Source organism: Lentzea sp. NPDC058436 (genome assembly GCF_042721515.1).
Lineage (GTDB): Bacteria > Actinomycetota > Actinomycetes > Mycobacteriales > Pseudonocardiaceae > Lentzea.
Genome location: NZ_JBHXLF010000006.1, coordinates 240509 through 258870, shown reverse-complemented (window position 1 = coordinate 258870; position 18362 = coordinate 240509). Strand labels below are relative to the sequence as shown.

Annotated in this window: 20 protein-coding genes; 11 read left to right on the top strand and 9 right to left on the bottom strand. The window is 69.9% G+C overall.

Going from position 1 to position 18362, the window contains the following annotated elements:
• Positions 1 to 8 precede the first annotated feature (8 nt).
• The 4 genes from ACFWN2_RS24695 to ACFWN2_RS24680 all read right to left on the bottom strand — a co-directional run bounded on the left by ACFWN2_RS24695 (position 9) and on the right by ACFWN2_RS24680 (position 5487).
• Positions 9 to 2240 carry a sensor histidine kinase gene (locus tag ACFWN2_RS24695; protein ID WP_382431038.1) on the bottom strand — a complete coding sequence of 744 codons (2232 nt, stop codon included), beginning with the start codon at positions 2238 to 2240 and terminating at the stop codon, positions 9 to 11.
• A 129-nt stretch (positions 2241 to 2369) separates the two neighbouring features.
• Positions 2370 to 3011, bottom strand: a complete 642-nt coding sequence (locus tag ACFWN2_RS24690; RefSeq protein ID WP_382431036.1) for a hypothetical protein — start codon at positions 3009 to 3011, stop codon at positions 2370 to 2372.
• A gap of 29 nt (positions 3012 to 3040) precedes the next feature.
• A complete protein-coding gene (locus ACFWN2_RS24685) occupies positions 3041 to 5302 on the bottom strand; it encodes a TOMM precursor leader peptide-binding protein (protein WP_382431034.1) in 2262 nt (753 codons plus the stop codon).
• A complete protein-coding gene (locus ACFWN2_RS24680; protein ID WP_382431032.1) occupies positions 5299 to 5487 on the bottom strand; it encodes a hypothetical protein in 189 nt (62 codons plus the stop codon). Before ACFWN2_RS24680 ends, ACFWN2_RS24685 begins: the two co-directional genes overlap by 4 nt.
• A 209-nt stretch (positions 5488 to 5696) precedes the next feature.
• Here ACFWN2_RS24680 and ACFWN2_RS24675 point away from each other — a divergent pair, with 209 nt between their 5' ends.
• From ACFWN2_RS24675 to ACFWN2_RS24640, 8 genes are all read left to right on the top strand, one after another.
• The gene (locus ACFWN2_RS24675; RefSeq protein WP_382431030.1) at positions 5697 to 6506 is read left to right on the top strand and encodes a BTAD domain-containing putative transcriptional regulator; all 810 of its coding nucleotides are present in this window, start codon (positions 5697 to 5699) and stop codon (positions 6504 to 6506) included.
• Positions 6507 to 6663: 157 nt separating this feature from the next.
• Positions 6664 to 6915: an acyl carrier protein gene (locus tag ACFWN2_RS24670; protein WP_382431028.1), complete on the top strand. Its 252-nt coding sequence runs from the start codon at positions 6664 to 6666 to the stop codon at positions 6913 to 6915.
• A gap of 34 nt (positions 6916 to 6949) precedes the next feature.
• Complete coding sequence (locus tag ACFWN2_RS24665; RefSeq protein WP_382431026.1) at positions 6950 to 7885, top strand: aromatase/cyclase; 936 nt, start codon at positions 6950 to 6952, stop codon at positions 7883 to 7885.
• 45 nt (positions 7886 to 7930) lie between these two features.
• Complete coding sequence (locus ACFWN2_RS24660) at positions 7931 to 8116, top strand: hypothetical protein (RefSeq protein WP_382431024.1); 186 nt, start codon at positions 7931 to 7933, stop codon at positions 8114 to 8116.
• A 2-nt stretch (positions 8117 to 8118) separates the two neighbouring features.
• Positions 8119 to 8832, top strand: coding sequence for a hypothetical protein (locus ACFWN2_RS24655; RefSeq protein WP_382431022.1), 714 nt, complete (start codon positions 8119 to 8121; stop codon positions 8830 to 8832).
• A complete protein-coding gene (locus ACFWN2_RS24650; RefSeq protein ID WP_089922472.1) occupies positions 8829 to 10097 on the top strand; it encodes a beta-ketoacyl synthase in 1269 nt (422 codons plus the stop codon). The genes ACFWN2_RS24655 and ACFWN2_RS24650 overlap by 4 nt, the downstream gene beginning before the upstream one ends.
• The gene (locus ACFWN2_RS24645) at positions 10094 to 11308 is read left to right on the top strand and encodes a ketosynthase chain-length factor (RefSeq protein WP_382431020.1); all 1215 of its coding nucleotides are present in this window, start codon (positions 10094 to 10096) and stop codon (positions 11306 to 11308) included. Before ACFWN2_RS24650 ends, ACFWN2_RS24645 begins: the two co-directional genes overlap by 4 nt.
• Before the next feature lie 64 nt (positions 11309 to 11372).
• Positions 11373 to 12290, top strand: a complete 918-nt coding sequence (locus tag ACFWN2_RS24640) for an acyltransferase domain-containing protein (RefSeq protein ID WP_382431018.1) — start codon at positions 11373 to 11375, stop codon at positions 12288 to 12290.
• 204 nt (positions 12291 to 12494) lie between these two features.
• On the opposite strand, the gene ACFWN2_RS24635 is transcribed toward ACFWN2_RS24640, so the two are convergent.
• Positions 12495 to 13271, bottom strand: coding sequence for a cyclase family protein (locus ACFWN2_RS24635; protein WP_191303149.1), 777 nt, complete (start codon positions 13269 to 13271; stop codon positions 12495 to 12497).
• 95 nt (positions 13272 to 13366) lie between these two features.
• On the opposite strand from ACFWN2_RS24635, the gene ACFWN2_RS24630 reads away from it, so the two are divergent.
• From ACFWN2_RS24630 to ACFWN2_RS24620, 3 genes are read left to right on the top strand one after another with little or no spacing between them, the layout of a single operon-like run.
• Entirely contained in the window at positions 13367 to 13669 is a 303-nt protein-coding gene (locus tag ACFWN2_RS24630; protein ID WP_382431016.1) for an antibiotic biosynthesis monooxygenase family protein, read from the top strand.
• Positions 13666 to 14664 (top strand): CaiB/BaiF CoA transferase family protein, encoded by a 999-nt coding sequence (locus ACFWN2_RS24625; protein WP_382431194.1) that lies wholly within the window; start codon positions 13666 to 13668, stop codon positions 14662 to 14664. Before ACFWN2_RS24630 ends, ACFWN2_RS24625 begins: the two co-directional genes overlap by 4 nt.
• 11 nt (positions 14665 to 14675) lie before the next feature.
• Complete coding sequence (locus ACFWN2_RS24620) at positions 14676 to 15605, top strand: LLM class F420-dependent oxidoreductase (protein ID WP_382431014.1); 930 nt, start codon at positions 14676 to 14678, stop codon at positions 15603 to 15605.
• A gap of 25 nt (positions 15606 to 15630) precedes the next feature.
• Here the strand turns inward: ACFWN2_RS24620 and ACFWN2_RS24615 are convergent, their stop codons facing one another.
• Genes ACFWN2_RS24615 through ACFWN2_RS24600 form a run of 4 tightly spaced genes read right to left on the bottom strand, consistent with a single transcriptional unit; the run spans position 15631 to position 18330 of the window.
• A complete protein-coding gene (locus ACFWN2_RS24615; protein ID WP_382431012.1) occupies positions 15631 to 16137 on the bottom strand; it encodes a hypothetical protein in 507 nt (168 codons plus the stop codon).
• Between the two features lie 42 nt (positions 16138 to 16179).
• Entirely contained in the window at positions 16180 to 16908 is a 729-nt protein-coding gene (gene lipB, locus ACFWN2_RS24610; protein ID WP_382431010.1) for a lipoyl(octanoyl) transferase LipB, read from the bottom strand.
• Positions 16865 to 17443, bottom strand: coding sequence for a phosphatase PAP2 family protein (locus ACFWN2_RS24605; RefSeq protein ID WP_382431008.1), 579 nt, complete (start codon positions 17441 to 17443; stop codon positions 16865 to 16867). Before ACFWN2_RS24605 ends, lipB begins: the two co-directional genes overlap by 44 nt.
• Positions 17440 to 18330, bottom strand: a complete 891-nt coding sequence (locus ACFWN2_RS24600) for a TIGR01777 family oxidoreductase (RefSeq protein ID WP_382431006.1) — start codon at positions 18328 to 18330, stop codon at positions 17440 to 17442. Before ACFWN2_RS24600 ends, ACFWN2_RS24605 begins: the two co-directional genes overlap by 4 nt.
• Positions 18331 to 18362: the final 32 nt, after the last annotated feature.

Sequence of the window (18362 nt, the reverse complement as noted above, 5' to 3'; positions counted from 1 at the left end):
AGCGCGCCTCAGACCAGCGGGATCTCGGCGTGCAGCCGGAACGTGCGGTCGGACGTCGGACCGGCGTCGAGGCTGCCCCCGAGTGCCCCGACCCGGATGGTCAGGTTGCCGATGCCGCTGCCGTCACGGGAGTTCCGGTCCATCGTGGGGATCCCGTCGTTGATGATGTCCATCGTCACCAGCCGCGGTGAGCTGGACAGCACGATCTCGCAGCGCTCCGCCTTGCTGTGCCGCAGCAGGTTCGTCACGCCCTCCCGCAGCACCGTCGCCAGCGTCACCCGCACGTCGACCGGCAGCCCGTCGCACGCGTCGATGCGCACGGTCACCTCGATGTCGGCCGCCGACAGCAGCGCCTGCGCCGACTGGGTCTCCTCGTCCAGCGACAGCTCGCGGTAGCTCAGCGCCACCGACCGCACGTCGGCGAGCGCCTGCCGGGAGATGTCCAGCACCTCGCTGAGCTCCTGGCGGGCCCGGTCGGGGTCGATCGTGAGCAGGCGGTGCGTGAGCTCGCTCTTCAACGTGATCGCGGACAGGCTGTACCCGAGCAGGTCGTGCAGGTCGCGGGCGAACCGCAGCCTCTCCTTCGTCACGGCGGCCGTCGCGAGCTCCTCGCGGGCCTCGTGCAGCTCGTTCACCATGGACCGCAGGCGGGCCAGCGCGTACAGCACCAGGCCGTGGTTCACGGTGGCCATCAGGCCGTACCCGACGGCCACGGGGTGCGAGCCGAGCACGCCGTAGATGACGCCCTGGCCGATGACGACCGCGAAGAACGCCACGGCGCCCGCCCGGCGGGGCAGCACGAGTGCCGCCGATCCGGCGAGGAAGCCGGGCACGGCGAGGTACGGGTCGCTGTACACCAGCTGGGGCGCGTACACGCACACGGCCATCGCGGCGAGGAGCGCGCCCGCGCGGGGCGTGAACCGGTCGTGGTGGTGGCTGCCCAGTCCCAGCACGAGGGCCAGCACGGCCGTGCCGACGATGCCGACCAGGGCCGCCGCGGCCCCGAACGCGCCGACCTGGTCGTACTCGTAGACGGCCACCAGCATCGACATCGCGACGTAGCCGACCACCACCGTGCCGAGCAGCAGTTGCGCGAACCGGGTGGCCATCGGCGGGCCTGCCGTGCGGGGCTCGCTCGCCGGTTCGTCCGGTGAGGGCTCGGCCGGCACCTCCGCGTGCAGCCGGTAGGTGCCGTCGTTCGCCCCGGCGAGCACGGAGCCGCCGATCGCGGTGGTGCGGGTGGCGAGGTTGGTGAGGCCGCTGCCCCGGTCGGTGCCTGCCTCGGCGGGCGCGCCGTCGTTGACGATGTCGATGGACACCAGCCCGCCGCTGCCGGTGATCGTGATGGAGCACCGGGTGGCGTGGCTGTGCCGCAGCAGGTTCGTGACGCCCTCGCGCAGCACGGTCGCGAGCACGGTGCGCGACCGCGGCGACAGGTCGGCGTGGTCCGCTTCGAGAGTGGTCTCGACGCCCGCGGCGGCCAGCACGGACCGGGCGGAGGTGATCTCGTCCGCCAGCGACAGCTCGCGGTAGCTCGACGCCACCGCACGAACGTCCGTCAAGGCCTCGCGGGCGATGCTGAGGATCTCGGTGAGCTCCTTCAACGCCTTGTCGGTGTGCTGACCGATCAGCTTGCGGGCGAGCTCGACCTTCAGCGTGATGGCGGACAGGCTGAAGCCGAGCAGGTCGTGCAGGTCGCGGGCGAACCGGAGCCGTTCCTGCGACACCGCGAGCTCGGCCAGCTCGGACCGGGCCGTCTCCAGCTGCTTCACCAGTGACGGCAACCGGGACAGGCCGTACACGACCAGACCGGCGACCATCGGCGAGACGGCGTAGTACGCGAGCTGTTCCGGCACCCGCACGCCGTACAGGGCCTGGATCACGACGTTGCTGAGCGGCACGGCCGTGAACGCGAACCACCGGACGCGTCCCGGCAGCACGAGCAACGCGCTGCCGGCGAGGAAGCCCGGCATGCCGGTCCACGCGTTCGGGAAGTACAGCATCGGCACGTAGACCAGCAACGCCAGCGCGCCCAGCGCCAGGTACGCCTTGCCCGACCGCAGATCGGACCCCGGCCGGCTGAACACCCGCAGCTGCAGGAAGCCGATCGTGAGCAGGCAGGCGAGCGAACCGGCGATCCGGACGGGGGTCGGACCCGCCTCCAGCACGTAGGAGAAGGCGTTGCCGAGGTAGTTGGCGAAGACGATGCTGATGACGACATAGGCCAAGCGACGGGACACCGATGAGCGTTCCTGTCGCAGTGTCACAGCAGCAGCTCCCACCCGAGGGTCCGGACGCGGCCATGATACGGGCGCTTCCTGGGAAATCCCGCTTTTCTCGATCCTCGTTCGGAGCAACATGGCGGCGGCTCAACGCCTCGCGACCACTGCGAGTTGCGCGCCCGCGAGGTAGGCCACGACGTCCGCCACGAGCGTCCTGCTGACGTGCAACGAATCCGAGATCTGCGCGATCGTGGTCTCGCCGTCCAGCAACGACTTCGCGATCTCGGTCGCGGGCGCGCTGTGCAGGATCACCTGGTACTGACGGCCCCCGCAGGTGAGCGCCTGGTCGCCGTTCAGCCGCTCGATCGAGGTGCCCGGCCGCATGGTGACGGTCTCGTCGTCCTCGATGTGCGGCAACGTGAACACGGCGTCACCGGTCACCGCCACGACCGACAGGATGGGGCCCGCGCCGTCGTCCATGCCGAGCGACGGCACGACACAACCACCCAGTTGGTCCAGCGTGTTCTTCAGCTTCCGCCAGATGAGACACGGTCCGCCGCCGGTCTTCCAGCGCACGAAGTTCTCGTGCAGCGCCGAGATGTTCTCCAGCGCGACGGGGCCGAGGCTCATGCGGTGCAACGCCTCCCGCACGATCGGACTGGTGTCCGCGAGCTGGATGGCACCCCACCGGCCGTGCACGGTGAGGTGTTCGGCACCCTCGTCGACGAACGCGTCCTCGAGCAACGACCACAGCGGGCGTCCCGTCGGGATGTGCGATTGCGTGGTCATCACGGCGCGCCTCCGCTCCGGCGGTCGGGTCACATGAACAACGGGATCGGGTTGAGCTCTTCGTAGCCGCGTGGCCGGTCCAGTCGTCCCAGTTGTACGGGTACCTCGTAGAGGCGCCCTTGAGCGAACCTCGACCAGAAGTGGCGCAGTCCCGGCACGACGACCCTGACGACGGGAAGCCCGATGTCCGGCCTGGTCTGGTCGAGCACGAGCACCTCCATCCCGCGGGCCTCCAGGCCGTCCTGGATCGCGCGGATGTCGTCGGCGAGGTCGCGCCGGTGCTGGTAGCCGTGGTGGAACACGTCGCGGGGCGGTTCGGCGGGGTCGGGGGCGAGCCAGGGCTGCTCGTCCAGGCGGACGTGCTCGAACCAGTTCCTCGTGTCGGTGTCCAGCGCTTCGAGCGCGACCGGTCCGCAGACCATCGGCATGCACTGGTTCAGCTCGGTGAGCGCCCTGCGCGCGGCGATCCGCGGGTCGAGGTGGGCTCCGCAGCCGAGCATGATGTCGTCGCGGGGACCGCCGAAGCGCCGCGACACCGCCACCATCACCGGCACGCCCAGGTCGGCGCTCACGTCGAGCAGCCACACCTCGCGGCCGAGGCCCGCGTGCACCTCGCGGCACTGGTCGATCCACGGGTCGTGGAACGAGTTGAGGTCCATGGCCGGCATCGGGGTGCGGTTGTACCACCAGATGGCGACCGCGTCCCGTTCGACGAGCTCCAGCAGGGCCTGCAGCACCGCGTCCTCCAGGCTGCTGCCCGCGGCGCAGCCGTTGGAGTTCGACGTGACGCTCGGCGGGCAGGGAGCGCCGAAGTAGGACATGCCGGTGGGCAGGAACTTGTGCCGTTGCTCGGTGAGCGACCAGTACGGGGTCCAGTCCATCACCTCGTCCTCGTCGAACGCGGTGGTGACGTGCTGGAACTTCGAGTGGCTCGCGTTCCACGCCTCCCTGCCCTCGAACTGGCGCGGGTGGTAGTGCTGGACGGTGTCGGGGTGGATCGCCAGCTCGCCGAGCGACCGGTAGGTGCCGCTGACCTGCGCCTCGTCGCCGCAGAACGCGCCGCTGCGCCGTTCCACGGCCTCGCACAGCGCGCCGACCTCGGCGTCAAGAGGCGTCACGCCTTTGCCGCCGGTCTCGACCCGCAACGACGAACGCAGGCCTTCGAGCCCGTCGCCCGCGGCCGCGATGTTCGAGCCGGACCAGAAGGAGTTGAAGAACGCGGGTCCCTTGTCGTTGCGGCGGATGTCCCGCACGATCCCGGTGACCGGGTTGACCAGGTGCCGGTAGGTGTCGAGCACCTCCTGCGGTGACGACGAGCGGTGACCGCCGCCGTCGAAGGAACGCTTGCCGCGGCTCGCGAGCACGACCGGCTCGAACGCCCTGCGCGCGACCGTCTCCGGGTCGCCGCAACCGGGGCACTGCGGGCGGGCCCGCACCTCGTACTGGGTGACCCGCATGGTCAGGCTGTCGTAGCTCCAGATGGACCGCTGGGTGTCCCCGCGCAGGCCGGCGAGCCACTTGGTCGCCTCGACCGAGGCGATCTCCAGCGCGGTCGCCCGCAGCGACGGCAGCCCGATGGCCGCGCGCGGAGCAGGGCCCCGTTGCCCGCACCGCGCCCGCACGTGCGCCTCCGCCGACCGGTTGGCGGACAGCCGGGTGGCGAGGCACCGCCAGCACGGGCCGTCGCCGGGGGTGAAGAACGGGCCCACGCTCACCTGCGCGCCGACCGGCTTGACCAGCAGCCACGGGGTGCCGGTGGCGCGGTGGGCGGCGTCGATGTCGCGCAGCTCCGGTGCCAGGTAGTCCGCACACGCCACGACCGTGAGGTCACCACTCCCCGAGGTGACCACGAGTCCGTTGCGGTTCAACGCTTCCACGAGCGAGTCGCGCTCGATGTCGCCGATCGCGACCACGGAGACGAGCGACGTCGTTGTCGCCGCCACCGCGTCCGCTGAGTCGAGGCCCGCCGCGTCCCAGTAGGCGAGCGAGGCCTCTATCCCGGCCGAACCTTCCTCCGTGCCCCTGCTGCCGATGAGGCCCGCGGCGGCGAGCCTGGCGAGGATCCGCTCCACCTGGCCGGGGGTCAGGTCCGCGGACGCGTCGCGCAGCAGGCCGGCGAGGTCACGGGTGCCGTCGAGCAGGGGTGCCAGCGCCTCGACGTGCGAGCCCTGGATCGCGGTGACCCCGGACTCGGCGAAGAGGTACACGGCCTCGCCCTGCACGATCTGCGGGTGGAGGTGTCGTTTGAACCCGATGCGGTGGTCACCCGGTTCGGCCAGGTCGTGTCTCATGCCGCGAGAACTTCGTCGTACTTCACGAAGGGGGTGCCGGGCATGGTGTTCGTCCAGCCGCTCCAGCCGTTTCCGCCGATGAGGACGTCGGAGGCGTCACGGTCGAACTCGTAGATCTTCATGTCGTCGAGGTCGTCAGTCGCGGAGACGGAAGCCAGGTGAGCCACGGTGGCGGTGGAGTACATGCTCAGCTCCGATGTTTGCGATCCAGTTGATGTGGGTAAGTCTGCGGACTTGGGCTAATGACCTGGTAGTTACCGCTTAACGCGCCTCGGTATGAAGTTTTCATACCCCCGCCGGGGAGAACTCACCCGAGATCGATGGCCGGTGCACTAACGGCGCCCCCACCTGCGGACCACACTGGTTCTCAAGTTCGAGCAGAAGGGGGACGGCGATGCAGATCAAGGTCCTGGGGCCGGTCGAGGCCAAGGTGAACGGCCGATCGGTGACGCCGTCGGCGGCCAAGCCGCGGCAGATCCTGGCGCTGCTCGCGCTGCACTCCGGGTCGGTGGTGTCCGTGCCGACCCTCATCGAGGAGCTGTGGGACGACCGCCCGCCGCGCAGCGCCCGCACCACGTTGCAGACCTACATCCTGCAGCTGCGCAGGCTCATCGGGGACGCGCTGGCCACGTCCGGCGAGAGCGGCGCCAAGGAGGTGCTGGTCACCCGGTACGGCGGCTACCTGCTCGACGTGCCGGAGGAGGCCGTCGACGTGCACGAGTTCGAACGGCTGGCGCGCTCCGGCCAGAACGCCTACGACGCGGAGGACTTCGCGTCCGCGTCCAGGCTGCTGCGCTCGGCGCTGGAGATGTGGCGCGGTCCCGCCGTCGTCGACGTCCGGCCGGGCATGCCGCTCAGCGTCGAGGTCGTGCGGCTGGAGGAGTCCCGGCTCGGCGTGATGGAGATGCGCATCGAGGCGGACATGCGGCTGGGCAAGCACAAGGCGCTGCTCAGCGAGCTGTCGGTGCTGACGGTGCAGAACCCGATGAACGAGAACCTGTGCGCGCAGTACATGATCTCGCTCTTCCGGGCGGGACGGCAGTGGCAGGCCCTGGACGCGTTCCGGGCGTTGCGCCGCACCCTCGTCGACGAGCTCGGCGTCGAGCCGTCCGCGCGGTTGCAGCAGCTGCAGCACGCGATCGTGACGTCCGACCCGCGGCTCGACCGCGCGGAAGCCCGTCAGCTGCAAGGACTTCTCGCCTGAGTCAGCGCTCAAGCGGCCCCCGCCACACTGTGGCGGGGGCCGTTTTTCGTTGTGCTGCAACGAAAAGTTCGAGGAACCCTCCACTGGACTACCAGTGCACCCTGGCAACCTCACTTGTGGGGCGAGTGGACACGCCCGGTGAGGAAAGGAAAAAGCCGTGAGCGCACTGACCATCGAGGGTCTCAAGGAGATTCTCAACGAGGCCGCCGGCGAGGACGACTCGTTCAAGGCCGGCCAGGACATTCTCGACACTCCGTTCCTCGAGCTGGGCTTCGACTCCCTGGCCCTGCTGGAGACGGTGGCGCTGATCAAGCGCAAGTACGGCGTCGCCGTCGGAGACGACGAGCTCGCGCACCTCGAGACCCCGCGCCAGCTGCTGACCAAGGTCAACGGGGACATCGCGGCCTGACCGCGGGCCGAGCCGAGAACGGAGACACGGGGACATGACGCACACCACCACGCACACGGTCATGATCGGTGCCCCCGCCAAGGTGGTGTACGACCTGATCGCGGACGTCACGCGCTGGCCGTACATCTTCGGGCCCACGGTGCACGCCGAGGTGTTCGAGACCGACGGGACGACCGAGCGGCTGCGGCTGCACGCCTTCGCCAACGGTGACGTGCGCACGTGGACGTCTCGCCGTGAGCTGGACTCGGCGAACCTGCACGTCAAGTTCGAGCAGGAGCGTTCGGCGGCGCCGGTGAAGTCGATGGGAGGGGAGTGGCGCATCGTCCCGATCGCCGACTCCGCGACTCGCGTCGACCTCCTGCACCACTTCACCGTCGCACAGCCGGAGGCCGTCGACCTCGTGCTGAGGGCGGTGAACAACAACAGCGACGCCGAGCTCGCGGCGCTCAAGCGCGCCGCCGAGTACGGCGACGACTACGACAAGCTGGTGCTGTCGTTCTCGGACAGCATCACGATCCACGCGACCCGCAAGGACGTGTACGAGTTCCTGTACCGGTCGGACCTGTGGCCGCAGCGGCTGCCGCACGTCGCCCGGCTCGACCTCACCGAGGCCGTGACCGGGGTGCAGTCCATGGAGATGGACACGCGCAGCCCGGACGGCTCGATCCACACGACGCACTCCGTGCGGGTGTGCACTCCGCACGACACGATCGTCTACAAGCAGACCAGGACGCCGCCGATCATGGCGGCGCACATCGGCCGGTGGACGTTGCGGGACATCGGCGACGGCATCGAGGCGGGCGTCGAGGCGACCTCGCACCACACCGTCGTCATCCGTCCCGAGGTCGTGCAGGAGGTGCTCGGTGCGGACGGCACGCTCGAGCGCGCACGTGAGCTGATCCGCCACGCGTTGGGCACGAACAGCCTCACGACCCTGCGGCACGCCAAGGAGTTCGCCGAGAACGGATGATCCGCCGGCCTCGGCCGGGGCGCAGACGAGGTGAGGTGGTGGGCGATGGGGTTGGCCGGAGTCGATCTGCTGACCGCCGCGGCCCGTGCCGCGAGCCGCAACGGGCTCTACGTGGTCTCCATGTACCTGGAGAAGGCCGCGCTCGAACACCAGCGCAAGGGGTGCCCGTCCGACCTGGTGCCCTGCGCGCAGGAGATCGAGGCCTCCCGCGTACTGCTGTCGGGGTTCTAGGGATGAAGCTCTACGACATCTCGCTGCGCCGCACCGGTAGGTCCATTTCGGACAGACTGGCCGCGGCGCGGCGCCTCGACGCGCTCGGTGTCGCGTTCGTCGACGGGGGAAGGCCCACCAGGGCGTTCTACCACCGGGCGGCGATCGAGCTCCGGCTGCGGACCGCCACCCTCGTCGCCTCCGGCGGTGCGGAGGACCTCACCGCACTGCTCGCCGCGGAAACGCCGGCGGTGGCGGTAGTTGTTCAGGGGCACGGCCTTTCGGTCCTCCGGGAAGCCGTGCGCCGACTCGTGCGCGCCGAACGGCGAGTGATCGTCGAGGCGCGGGACTTCTTCGACGGCTGGCTGGTCGACCCCGAACACGCTTTGGAGGTCGTGCTGACAGCCGCGGAGGCAGGGGCGGACACCGTGGTGCTGCACGACACGGCGGGCAAGCTGTGGCCGGACCAGATCGGGGAGATCACCGAGACGGTCGCGCAGACCGGTGTGCCCCTGGGGTTCGGATGTCACGACGACGGTGGATCGGCGGCGAAGCAGCTGTTCGCGGCCGATGCGGGGGCGAACCTCGTGCAGGGGTTCTACGCCGTCGTTCGAGGTGGCCTCGATCGGGCCGTTTCACCATCGGTTCATTCGGCAGAAACAGGTGTCGCTCCCGTGCCCTGTCCGAGATTGGAGCAGACCGTGTCCGCACAGAAGGCGATTGGAGGTGTCCGATGAGTCGTCGCGCCGTCATCACCGGGGTGGGCGTGGTCGCACCTGGTGGCATCGGAACGAAGGCGTATTGGAAACTGCTGTCCGAAGGACGTACGGCGACTCGGAACATCACGCACTTCGACGCGTCTCCGTACCGCTCCCGCATGGCGGGGGAAGCAGATTTCGATCCAGTGCGCGAAGGCCTGACACCGCAGGAGATCCGCCGGCTCGACCGGGCCGCGCAGTTCGCGGTCGTCGCGGGTCGTGAGGCGATGTCCGACTCGGGCATCGAGTTCGACCAGCTCGACCCCGGCCGCATCGGTGTCTCTCTGGGCACCGCCGTCGGCTGCACGACCTCGCTGGAGCGCGAGTTCATCGTCGGCTCCGACCGGGGCCGCTACTGGGAGGTCGACCAGTCCTACGCCGTCCCGCACCTCTACGACTACTTCACGCCGTCCTCGATGGCGACGGAGCTGGCGTGGACGGTCGGCGCGGAAGGCCCGGTCTCCGTGGTCTCCACGGGCTGCACCTCCGGCCTCGACTCGGTCGGTTACGCCGCCGAGCTGATCATGGAGGGCTCCGCGGACGTCGTCGTCACCGGCGGCACCGAGGCCCCGCTCTCCCCGATCACCGTGGTGTGCTTCGACGTGATCCGCGCGTCGAGCACCCGCAACGACGACCCCACCACGGCGTGCCGGCCGTTCGACAAGACCCGCGACGGCCTGGTGCTGGGCGAGGGTTGCGCGATCATCGTGCTGGAGGAGCTGGAGCACGCCCGTGCCCGCGGCGCCCACATCTACGGTGAGATCGGCGGCTTCGCCTCGCGGTGCAACGCCTACCACATGACGGGCCTGCACCCCGAGGGCATCGAGATGTCCGACGCCATCAACATCGCGCTGAAGCAGGCGCGGGCGGATGCCACGGACGTCGGCTACATCAACGCGCACGGGTCGGGCACCAAGCAGAACGACCTGCACGAGACGGCGGCGTTCAAGCGCTCGCTCGGTGCGCACGCGTACAAGACGCCGGTGTCGGGCTTCAAGTCCATGATCGGGCACTCGCTGGGCGCGATCGGTTCGCTGGAGATCGTCGGCTCGCTGCTGGCGTTCGAACAGGACCTCATCCCGCCGACGGCGAACCTGCACGAGCCGGACCCCGAGTGCGACCTCGACTACACGCCGCTGGTCGCGCGGGAGAAGAAGGTCAACACGGTGCTGACCGTGGGCAGTGGTTTCGGTGGATTCCAGAGCGCCATGGTGCTCAAGAAGGTGGAAGGGGCAGGCCGGTGACTCGGGCGGTGGTGACGGGAATCGGCATCGCGTCGCCGAACGGGCTGGGGCCGACCGCGTACTGGCGGGCGACCCTGCACGGGGAGGCGGCGATCAAGCCGATCACCCGGTTCGACAGCGCGAACTACTGGGCGAAGATCGCCGGTGAGGTGCCTGGCTTCGAGGCAGGGCGGCACCTGCAGGGCCGCCTGCTGCCGCAGACGGACCACATGACGCGGCTGACGCTGGTCGGCACGGACTGGGCGTTGCGTGGTGCGGGCGTGCAGCCCAACGACATCCCGGACACCGACATCGCGGTGATCACCGCGGCGACGGCGGGCGGGTACGAGTTCGGACAGCGCGAACTGCAGAAGCTGTGGCACCAGGGTCCGGAGTACGTCTCGGCGTACCAGTCGTTCGCGTGGTTCTACGCGGTCAACACGGGCCAGATCTCCATCCGGCACGGCACGCGCGGCCCCGGCGCGGTCGTCGTGTCGGAGCAGGCCGGTGGCATCGACTCCATCGGGCACGCGCGGCGCCAGCTGCGCAAGGGCGTCCAGCTCGCACTCACGGGCGGCATGGACTCGTCCCTGTGCCCGTGGGCGTGGGTCGCCCACCAGGCTTCGGGCAACCTGTCGCGCAACAACAACCCGAGGCGCGCCTACCTGCCGTTCGACCGCGACGCCTCCGGGTACGTCGCGGGTGAGGGCGGCGCGATCATGGTGCTGGAGACGCCGGAGTCGGCGGCCGAGCGTCCGGGGACGCGCATCTACGGCGAGATCGTCGGGTACGCCTCGACGTTCGACTCGCGGATGCCGTCGCGGGAGCCGGGCCTCAAGCGGGCGGCCGAACTGGCGCTGCGCGACGCCGGCATGGACGCCTCCGAGATCGACGTGGTGTTCGCCGACGCGGCGGGCATCCCCGAGCTCGACAAGGCGGAGGCCGAGGCGATCAAGGGCATCTTCGGGCCGTACGGCGTGCCGGTGACGGCCCCGAAGACCATGACCGGCAGGCTCTTCGCCGGTGGTGGGTCCCTGGACGTGGCGTCGGCGATCCTCTCCATCTACTGGAGCGCGATCCCGCCGACCGTCAACGTCGAGAACGTCGTGCCGGAGTACGAGCTCGACCTCGTGCTGAACGAGGCGCGGCACGGCAAGATCAAGGCCGCTCTGGTGCTCGGCCGCGGCAAGGGCGGCTTCAACTCCGCCATGGTGGTTCGCGAGTACAGGTGATGTCGTGCCTCAAGGGCCGTGAAGCTCGTCTTCACGGCCCTTGAGCCTTTTCTGGAGGCAACTTGTGGACGTAGCACTGATGTTTCCCGGGCAGGGGTCGCAGTACCCGCGGATGGCGGCCTCCCTGTACGGCACGGACGCGGTGTTCACCTCGGTGGTCGACGAGGTGTTCGAGCTGTTCGGCGAGGTGGGCTCGATCGCCTGTGACGACTGGCTTTCCGGTGCCGACGTCGACCACGTGTCGCGCGCGCAGCCGTTGCTGTTCGCGATCGACTACGCGCTGGGGCGCACGGTCCTGTCGTGGGGCGTGAAGCCCGTCGCGTTGATCGGGCACTCCGCCGGCGAGGTCGTCGCGGCGACCCTGGCGGGCGTGTTCTCGTTGGAGGAAGCGGTCTCACTGGTGCGCGACCGGGTGGTGTCGGCCGTGTCGATCCCGTCCGGCGGCATGCTGGCGGTGGCGGCCTCCGAGGCCGAGATGCTGCCGTACCTGCAAGGCGATGTGGCGATCGCGGCCGTGAACTCCGCCCGGCAGACCATGCTGGCCGGCTCGGACGCGCCGCTCGCCGAGGTGCGCGCCCGGCTGGAGGCGGACGAGTTCATCGTCGTGACCGTACCGGCCACCACGCCGTTCCACAGCCCGGCGATGCAGCCCGCCGTGGACGAGGCGCTGGCGGCGTGGAACGTGTCGCCGCGGGCGCCGGAGATGCCGGTGTACTCCGGGTACACGGGCACGTTGATGACCGAGCACGACGCCAGGTCCGCCCGGTTCTGGACGCGGCAGCTGACCGACGCCGTCTACTTCGGACCGGCGCTGAACGACCTGCTCGCGATGTACGACGTGCTGCTGGTCGAGGCCGGTCCCGGGCAGACGCTGACGTCGTTCGCGCGGCGCACGAAGGCGGTGCGGCACGGGGCTTCCCAGGTGCTGCCGCTGCTGGACGCCTCGGACTCCGTGGAGACCGCTCGCGCCCGTCTGGTCTAGGGACGTATAAAAGGGCCGCCCTCTGGTGTGAGGGCGGCCCTTTGGCGGTCATCCAGTGGTGTGACTCGCCACTAGTCGATGCCGCGGACGATGTGGTCTTCGGACTCCGGTGGGTAGAACTCGTTGTCATCCATACTTTCCAAGGTAAGTACGGTGATTCAGCTCTCACTTGAGAGCGGGTTCGAAACGAACGTTCGCGTGGTGTCAGTCGTCGAGGAGCGCGACGGCCCTGGTCCAGCCCGCGCCCGCGCCCTTGATCTTCACCGGGAACGCGACGACGGTGAACCCGAAGTCCGGCAACGCCTCCAGGTTCGCCAGGCGTTCGATCTGGCAGTACTCGCGGTCGCGGCCGGCGAAGTGCGCGGGCCACAGCACGCTCTCGTCCTTGGTCTGCAGGTAGCGCTTGACGATGTCCGGGAACGGCGCGTCGAGGCTGAACGCGTCGGTCGCGATCACCTTGACCCCGAGGTCCAGCAGGAAGTTCGTGGCGGGACCGTCGAGGCCGGTGTAGTCGGTGAAGTAGGTCTGGGTGCCCGCGTGCTCGGCGGCGCCGGTGTCGAGGATGACGATGTCCATCGGCTTCGGCGTGTAACCGATGCGGGCGAACTCCTTCTCCAGCACCTCGACGCCGATGACGCCGGTGCCGTGGCCGCGGACGTCGAGCTTCACGCCGGGGTTGTGGAACCACTCCAGCGGCATCTCGTCGATGTGGCGCGGGATCCCGTTGCCGTACGTGGTCTTCGAGCCGTAGTGCGACGGCGCGTCCACGTGCGTGCCGGTGTGGGAGGTCAGGCTGATCCGGTCCAGCGTCAGGAACTCGGAGTCCCGCAGCACGGAGACGTCGAACTCGATGCCGAGCCGCGCCTTGAGCTGCTCGGCCATGTGTTCCGCGCCCTGGGCGGCCGTGAGCACCTCGTGCGTCACCGGGTCCGCTTCGTACGCGGATGCGTCAATGTGGGAAGACAGATCGATGATGCGCATGAGCCGAGCTTGGCGGGCGTTCCTTGAGCACGTCTCAAGAGGCGGTGTGCAGAGTTTTTCCCAGTCGCACACCGTTTTCCGCGAGGAGCCACGTCATGATCACGTTCGTCAACCGCTTCACGCTCACCGGTGACCCCGAGGAGTTCGAGAAGGCCTTCGACGAGACGGCGGCCTTCCTGCGCGAGCAGCCGGGCCTGATCCAGTACACGCTGTCGCGCCAGCTCGACGACCCGGCGTCCTACGTCAACATCGCGTTGTGGGAGAGCGCCGACGCCCTGCGCGCGGCACTGGCCCACCCGGACTTCGGCAACCACGCCAAGGCGATGCGTGGCCTGGCCGAGTCGTCCGGCGCGATCTTCGGCCCGCGCCTGTCGTTCGTGGCCTCCAGCGAAGCCTGATGGGACCTCTGCACGGGCTGAAGGTCGTCGAGTTCGGCGGCATCGGTCCCGGTCCGCACGGCGCGATGCTGCTGGCGGACCTCGGCGCGGAGGTCACGCGCGTCGAGCGTCCGTCCGGCGGTCTGTCCGTGGTGCCGGACGCCTCCCGCGACTTCCTGTTGCGCGGCAGGCGTTCGGTGGCCGCGGACCTCAAGTCCGCCGAGGGCCGTGCCGCCGTGCTGTCGCTGATCTCGTCGGCCGACGTGGTGATCGAGGGCTTCCGCCCCGGCGTGCTGGAACGGCTCGGCCTCGGGCCGTCCGACTGCCTGGCGGTCAACCCCGGACTGGTCTACGCGCGGATGACGGGCTGGGGCCAGGACGGCCCGCTCGCGCAGCGCGCCGGCCACGACATCAACTACCTGTCGGTGACAGGGATGCTGCACGCGATCGGCAAGCCGCCGCTGAACCTCGTCGGCGACTTCGGCGGCGGCTCGCTGTACCTGGTGCTCGGGGTGCTGGCGGCGCTGTGGGAACGGCAGCGCACCGGCCGCGGCCAGGTCGTGGACGCGGCGATCGTCGACGGCGTGGCGTCGCTGGCGCAGATGATCTGGTCGATGAGGGCGCAGTCGGTGTGGGAGGACGCGCCGGACTCGAACCTGCTCGACGGCGGGTGCCCGTTCTACTCGATCTACGAGTGCGCGGACGGCCGGTCCGTCGCCGTGGGGTCGTTGGAGCCGCAGTTCTACGCGCTGCTGTTGTCCGGTCTGGGGCTCTCGGCCGTCGAACTCCCCGCGCAGATGGACCGCGACTCGTGGCCGTTGCTGCGCAAGACGTTCGCCGAGGTGTTCCTGACCCGGACGCGCGACGAGTGGTCCGAGGTCTTCGCCTCCTCGGACGCCTGCGTGACTCCGGTGCTCACGCTGCAGGAGGCCGCCTCGCACCCGCACCTGGTGGCGCGCGGGGTGTTCACGCAGGAAGGCGCGGCCGTTCCTGCACCGCGGTTTTCCAGCGACTAGATTTGGTCTTCGTGGAACTGCGCATCTTCACCGAGCCCCAGCAGGGGGCGAGCTACGACGACCTGCTCCGCGTGGCGCGGACGGCCGAGGACGCCGGCTACGGCGCCTTCTTCCGCTCCGACCACTACCTCAAGATGGGGTCCGTCGAAGGGCTGCCCGGCCCGACCGACCCGTGGATCACGTTCGCCGGCCTCGCCCGCGACACGTCGACGATCCGCCTCGGCACGCTGATGACCGCCGCGACGTTCCGCCACCCCGGACCGCTGGCCATCAGCGTCGCCCAGGTCGACCAGATGTCCGGTGGCCGCGTGGAGCTCGGCATCGGCGCCGGCTGGTACGAGGCGGAGCACAACGCCTACGGCATCCCGTTCCCGTCGCTGGGGGAGCGCTTCGAGCGCTACGAGGAACAGGTCGCGATCATCACCGGCCTGTGGGAGACCCCGCTCGGCGGCACGTTCTCGTTCGAGGGCAAGCACTACGCGCTGACCGACTCGCCCGCGCTGCCCAAGCCCGCGCAGGACCGCGTCCCGCTGCTGATCGGCGGCATGGGCGCCAAGCGCACCCCGGCGCTGGCCGCGTCCTACGCGACCGAGTTCAACCTGCCGTTCGTCGGCATCGACGCCGCCGTTGAGCAGTTCGCCCGCGTCGACGCCGCGTGCGAGGAGATCGGCCGCGACCCGGAGGAGCTCACCCGCTCCGTCGCGCTCGTCGCGTGCGTCGGCCGCACCGACGCCGACGTCGCCCGCCGCGCCGAGGCGATCGGCCGCGAGGTCGGTGAGCTCAAGGAGAACGGCCTGGCCGGCACCCCCGCCGAGGTCGTCGACCGCATCGGCGCGTGGCGTGACGCGACCGGTGTGCAGCGCGTATACCTGCAGGTCCTCGACCTGGCCGACCTCGACCACATCACCGAGGTCGCGTCGGACGTGGTGCCCCAGCTCTGATATATCGGATTCTGGATATCGGATATCAGGCGAGCGCTTTGCGCACTGCCGCCGGCATCGGCAGCACGTAGCCCGCGAAGCGCCGCCGATATCCGATATATCGCAGCTGAAGGGCGGGGTCGTCGAGGTAGCGCTTCTCCAGCCCGTCCTGGCCGAGCACGACCTTCAGACCGCGCCCGAGCATCGACGGCGAGTCGAGGTCGAAGCGGTCGCGCAGCACGTCGGCGGCGGAGTGGTCACCGAACTCCAGCGCGGCCCGCCGCACGGACTCGACCGGTACCACCAGGTACTGCTCGTCGGCGCGGACGCCGTCGCGGTGCGCGATGCCCAACGCGGCGAGAGCCTTCTGGTGCGCGCCGCCGTCGAGGCCGAGGTAGTAGCGCTCCCACTCGCCGACCTGGATCTCACCGGACCACGTCCGCACGGGAGCGGCGGCTGTCTCCGCCACTGCCACCGGCCCGTTCGAACTGATTCCACCTGCCAGTGCCGTGATTCCGGCAGCAGCGAACAACTGGCGTCGGGACAAGCTCACGACGCACCCTCCTCCGCGAGCCTGCGGCTCCCCGCCGCAGGGCTACGGAATGCTAGCGAAGGTGATACCCGCCGCGACGGGGCCAGTGCGGGTCAAAGTGCGGTCCGTCAGGGGGAGCTTTCCGTCGAGCGCCGCGAGCACGGAGTCACGGGCGAGCGGCAGGACCTCGGCGACGGTGACGTCGCGACCCAGCTCGTGCGAGAGAGAAGCGACGCCCGCGTCGGCGATGCCGCACGGGATGATGTCGCCGAACGCCTCAAGGCTCGCGTTGCAGTTGATCTCGAAGCCGTGCATGGTCACGCCGCGCTGCACGCGGATGCCGATGGCGGCGACCTTGCGCTCCGGACCCCGGTCGTCGGCGGGGATCCACACGCCGCTGCGGCCCTCGACCCGGCCGGTGTGCACGCCCAGCTTGTCGCACACGTCGATCAGGCCCTGCTCGACGCGACGCACGTAGTCGACGACGTCGATCGGGTCGGCGAGCTTGACGATCGGGTACCCGACCAGCTGGCCGGGACCGTGCCAGGTGATCTTGCCGCCGCGGTCGACGTCGATGACCGGGGTGCTGCCGCCGCGCGGGCGCTCCTCGTCGAGGGTGCGCTTGCCGCACGTGTAGACGGGCGGGTGTTCGAGCAGCAGGAGCGTGTCGGGGCCGACGCCGGTCGCGCGTGCCTCCGCGACTTCCTTCTGGAGGTCCCACGCCGCCATGTAGTCGATGAGCCCCAGCTCACGGATGACGACGGGGTCTGACGTGGTGCGACACGAGTTCACGACCCGACGTTACCAACCCCAGCAGCATCGCGGCCAAGAGCCCGACGCCCGTCACACCCAGCACGGCGCCGACGACGTCGGTGACCCAGTGCATCTCCAGCACGATCCTCGCGAACCCCGCCACCAGCACCGCGAGCACGGCCCACAGCACGCCGCGCTTCAGCAGCACGACCATCGTGAACCCGACCGACGCGACCGCGACCGTGTGCCCGCTCGGGTAGCTGGGCAGGTGGTACTCGATGGGCCGCACGCGGTCGAACAGGAACCGCGTCAGCAGGGTCGCGCAGCAGATCGTGTGCAGCGCCAGCGCCTTCCACAGCCGCGGGTCGCGCCGCTTCCAGGCGAGCACGAACAACACGGCCGCGAACGCCCAGCCGATCGTCGGCCCCAGCACCAGGCCGATCGCGAACGCCGCCGTCCGCAGCCACTCCGGCCGGGGAAGCACGTCGTGCACCCACACGTCGAGACCGGTCATCTCGGGGAGCCCCAGGAGGATCCACGAGATCACGAGCACCGCGGCGACCGCACGCGTCATGCGACCGCCGCGGTCAGTGCGGACGGCAGCGCCGGGTGCAGGAAGTGGAACCCGCGGCTCTCCAGCACCTTCGGCGTCAGGCCGGGGCCGGTGAGCAGCAGCTCCTGCGCCATCTCGCCGCCGAGCAACGTCTTCAGCGCGAACGCCGGCACCGTCCACGGCGTCGGCCTGCTCAGCGCGTTCCCGACCGCCTTGGTGAACTCGGCGTTCGTCACCGGCGTCGGGCCCGCGACGTTGACCGGCCCGCGGACGTCGTCGTGCTCTACGACGAACCGGTAGGCGGACACGACGTCGTCCAGCGACACCCACGGGAAGAACTGCTCACCGGTCCCGAGCTTGCCGCCCAGGAAGAACTGGAAGACCGGCTTCAACCGGCCGAACACACCACCCGACGGGGAGATGACGACAGCGGTGCGCATCAGCACGACGCGGACGCCGGCGTCCTGGGCCGCGGACGTCGCCGCCTCCCAGTCCTGGGTCAGCCGCGACATGAACGTGTGACCGCCCGGCGCGTCCTCGTCCGCGAGCGTCGAGCCGGTGTCGCCGTAGAAGTGGGCGCCCGACGAGCTCACCAGCGCGGGCACGCCGTGCTCGACGACCGCGGCGGACAGCACCTCGGCCGGCACGACGCGGCTGTCGTGCAGCACCTGCTTGCGGGCGTCGTCCCAGCGCTTGTCGCCGATGCCCGCGCCGCACAGGTTGACGACGGCGTCGACGCCGTCGAACGTGCCGTCGTCGATGCGCCCGGCGTACGGGTCCCAGCCGCGTTCGTCCGGCGCGGCGGCCTTGCGGCGCACCAGCCGCAGCACCTCGTGGCCGGCGGCGCGCATGGACGCCACCAGGCTCGTTCCGATCAGGCCCGACGATCCCGCGATGACGACTCGCATACCTAGATCGTTCCCCACGGTGACATCACCTG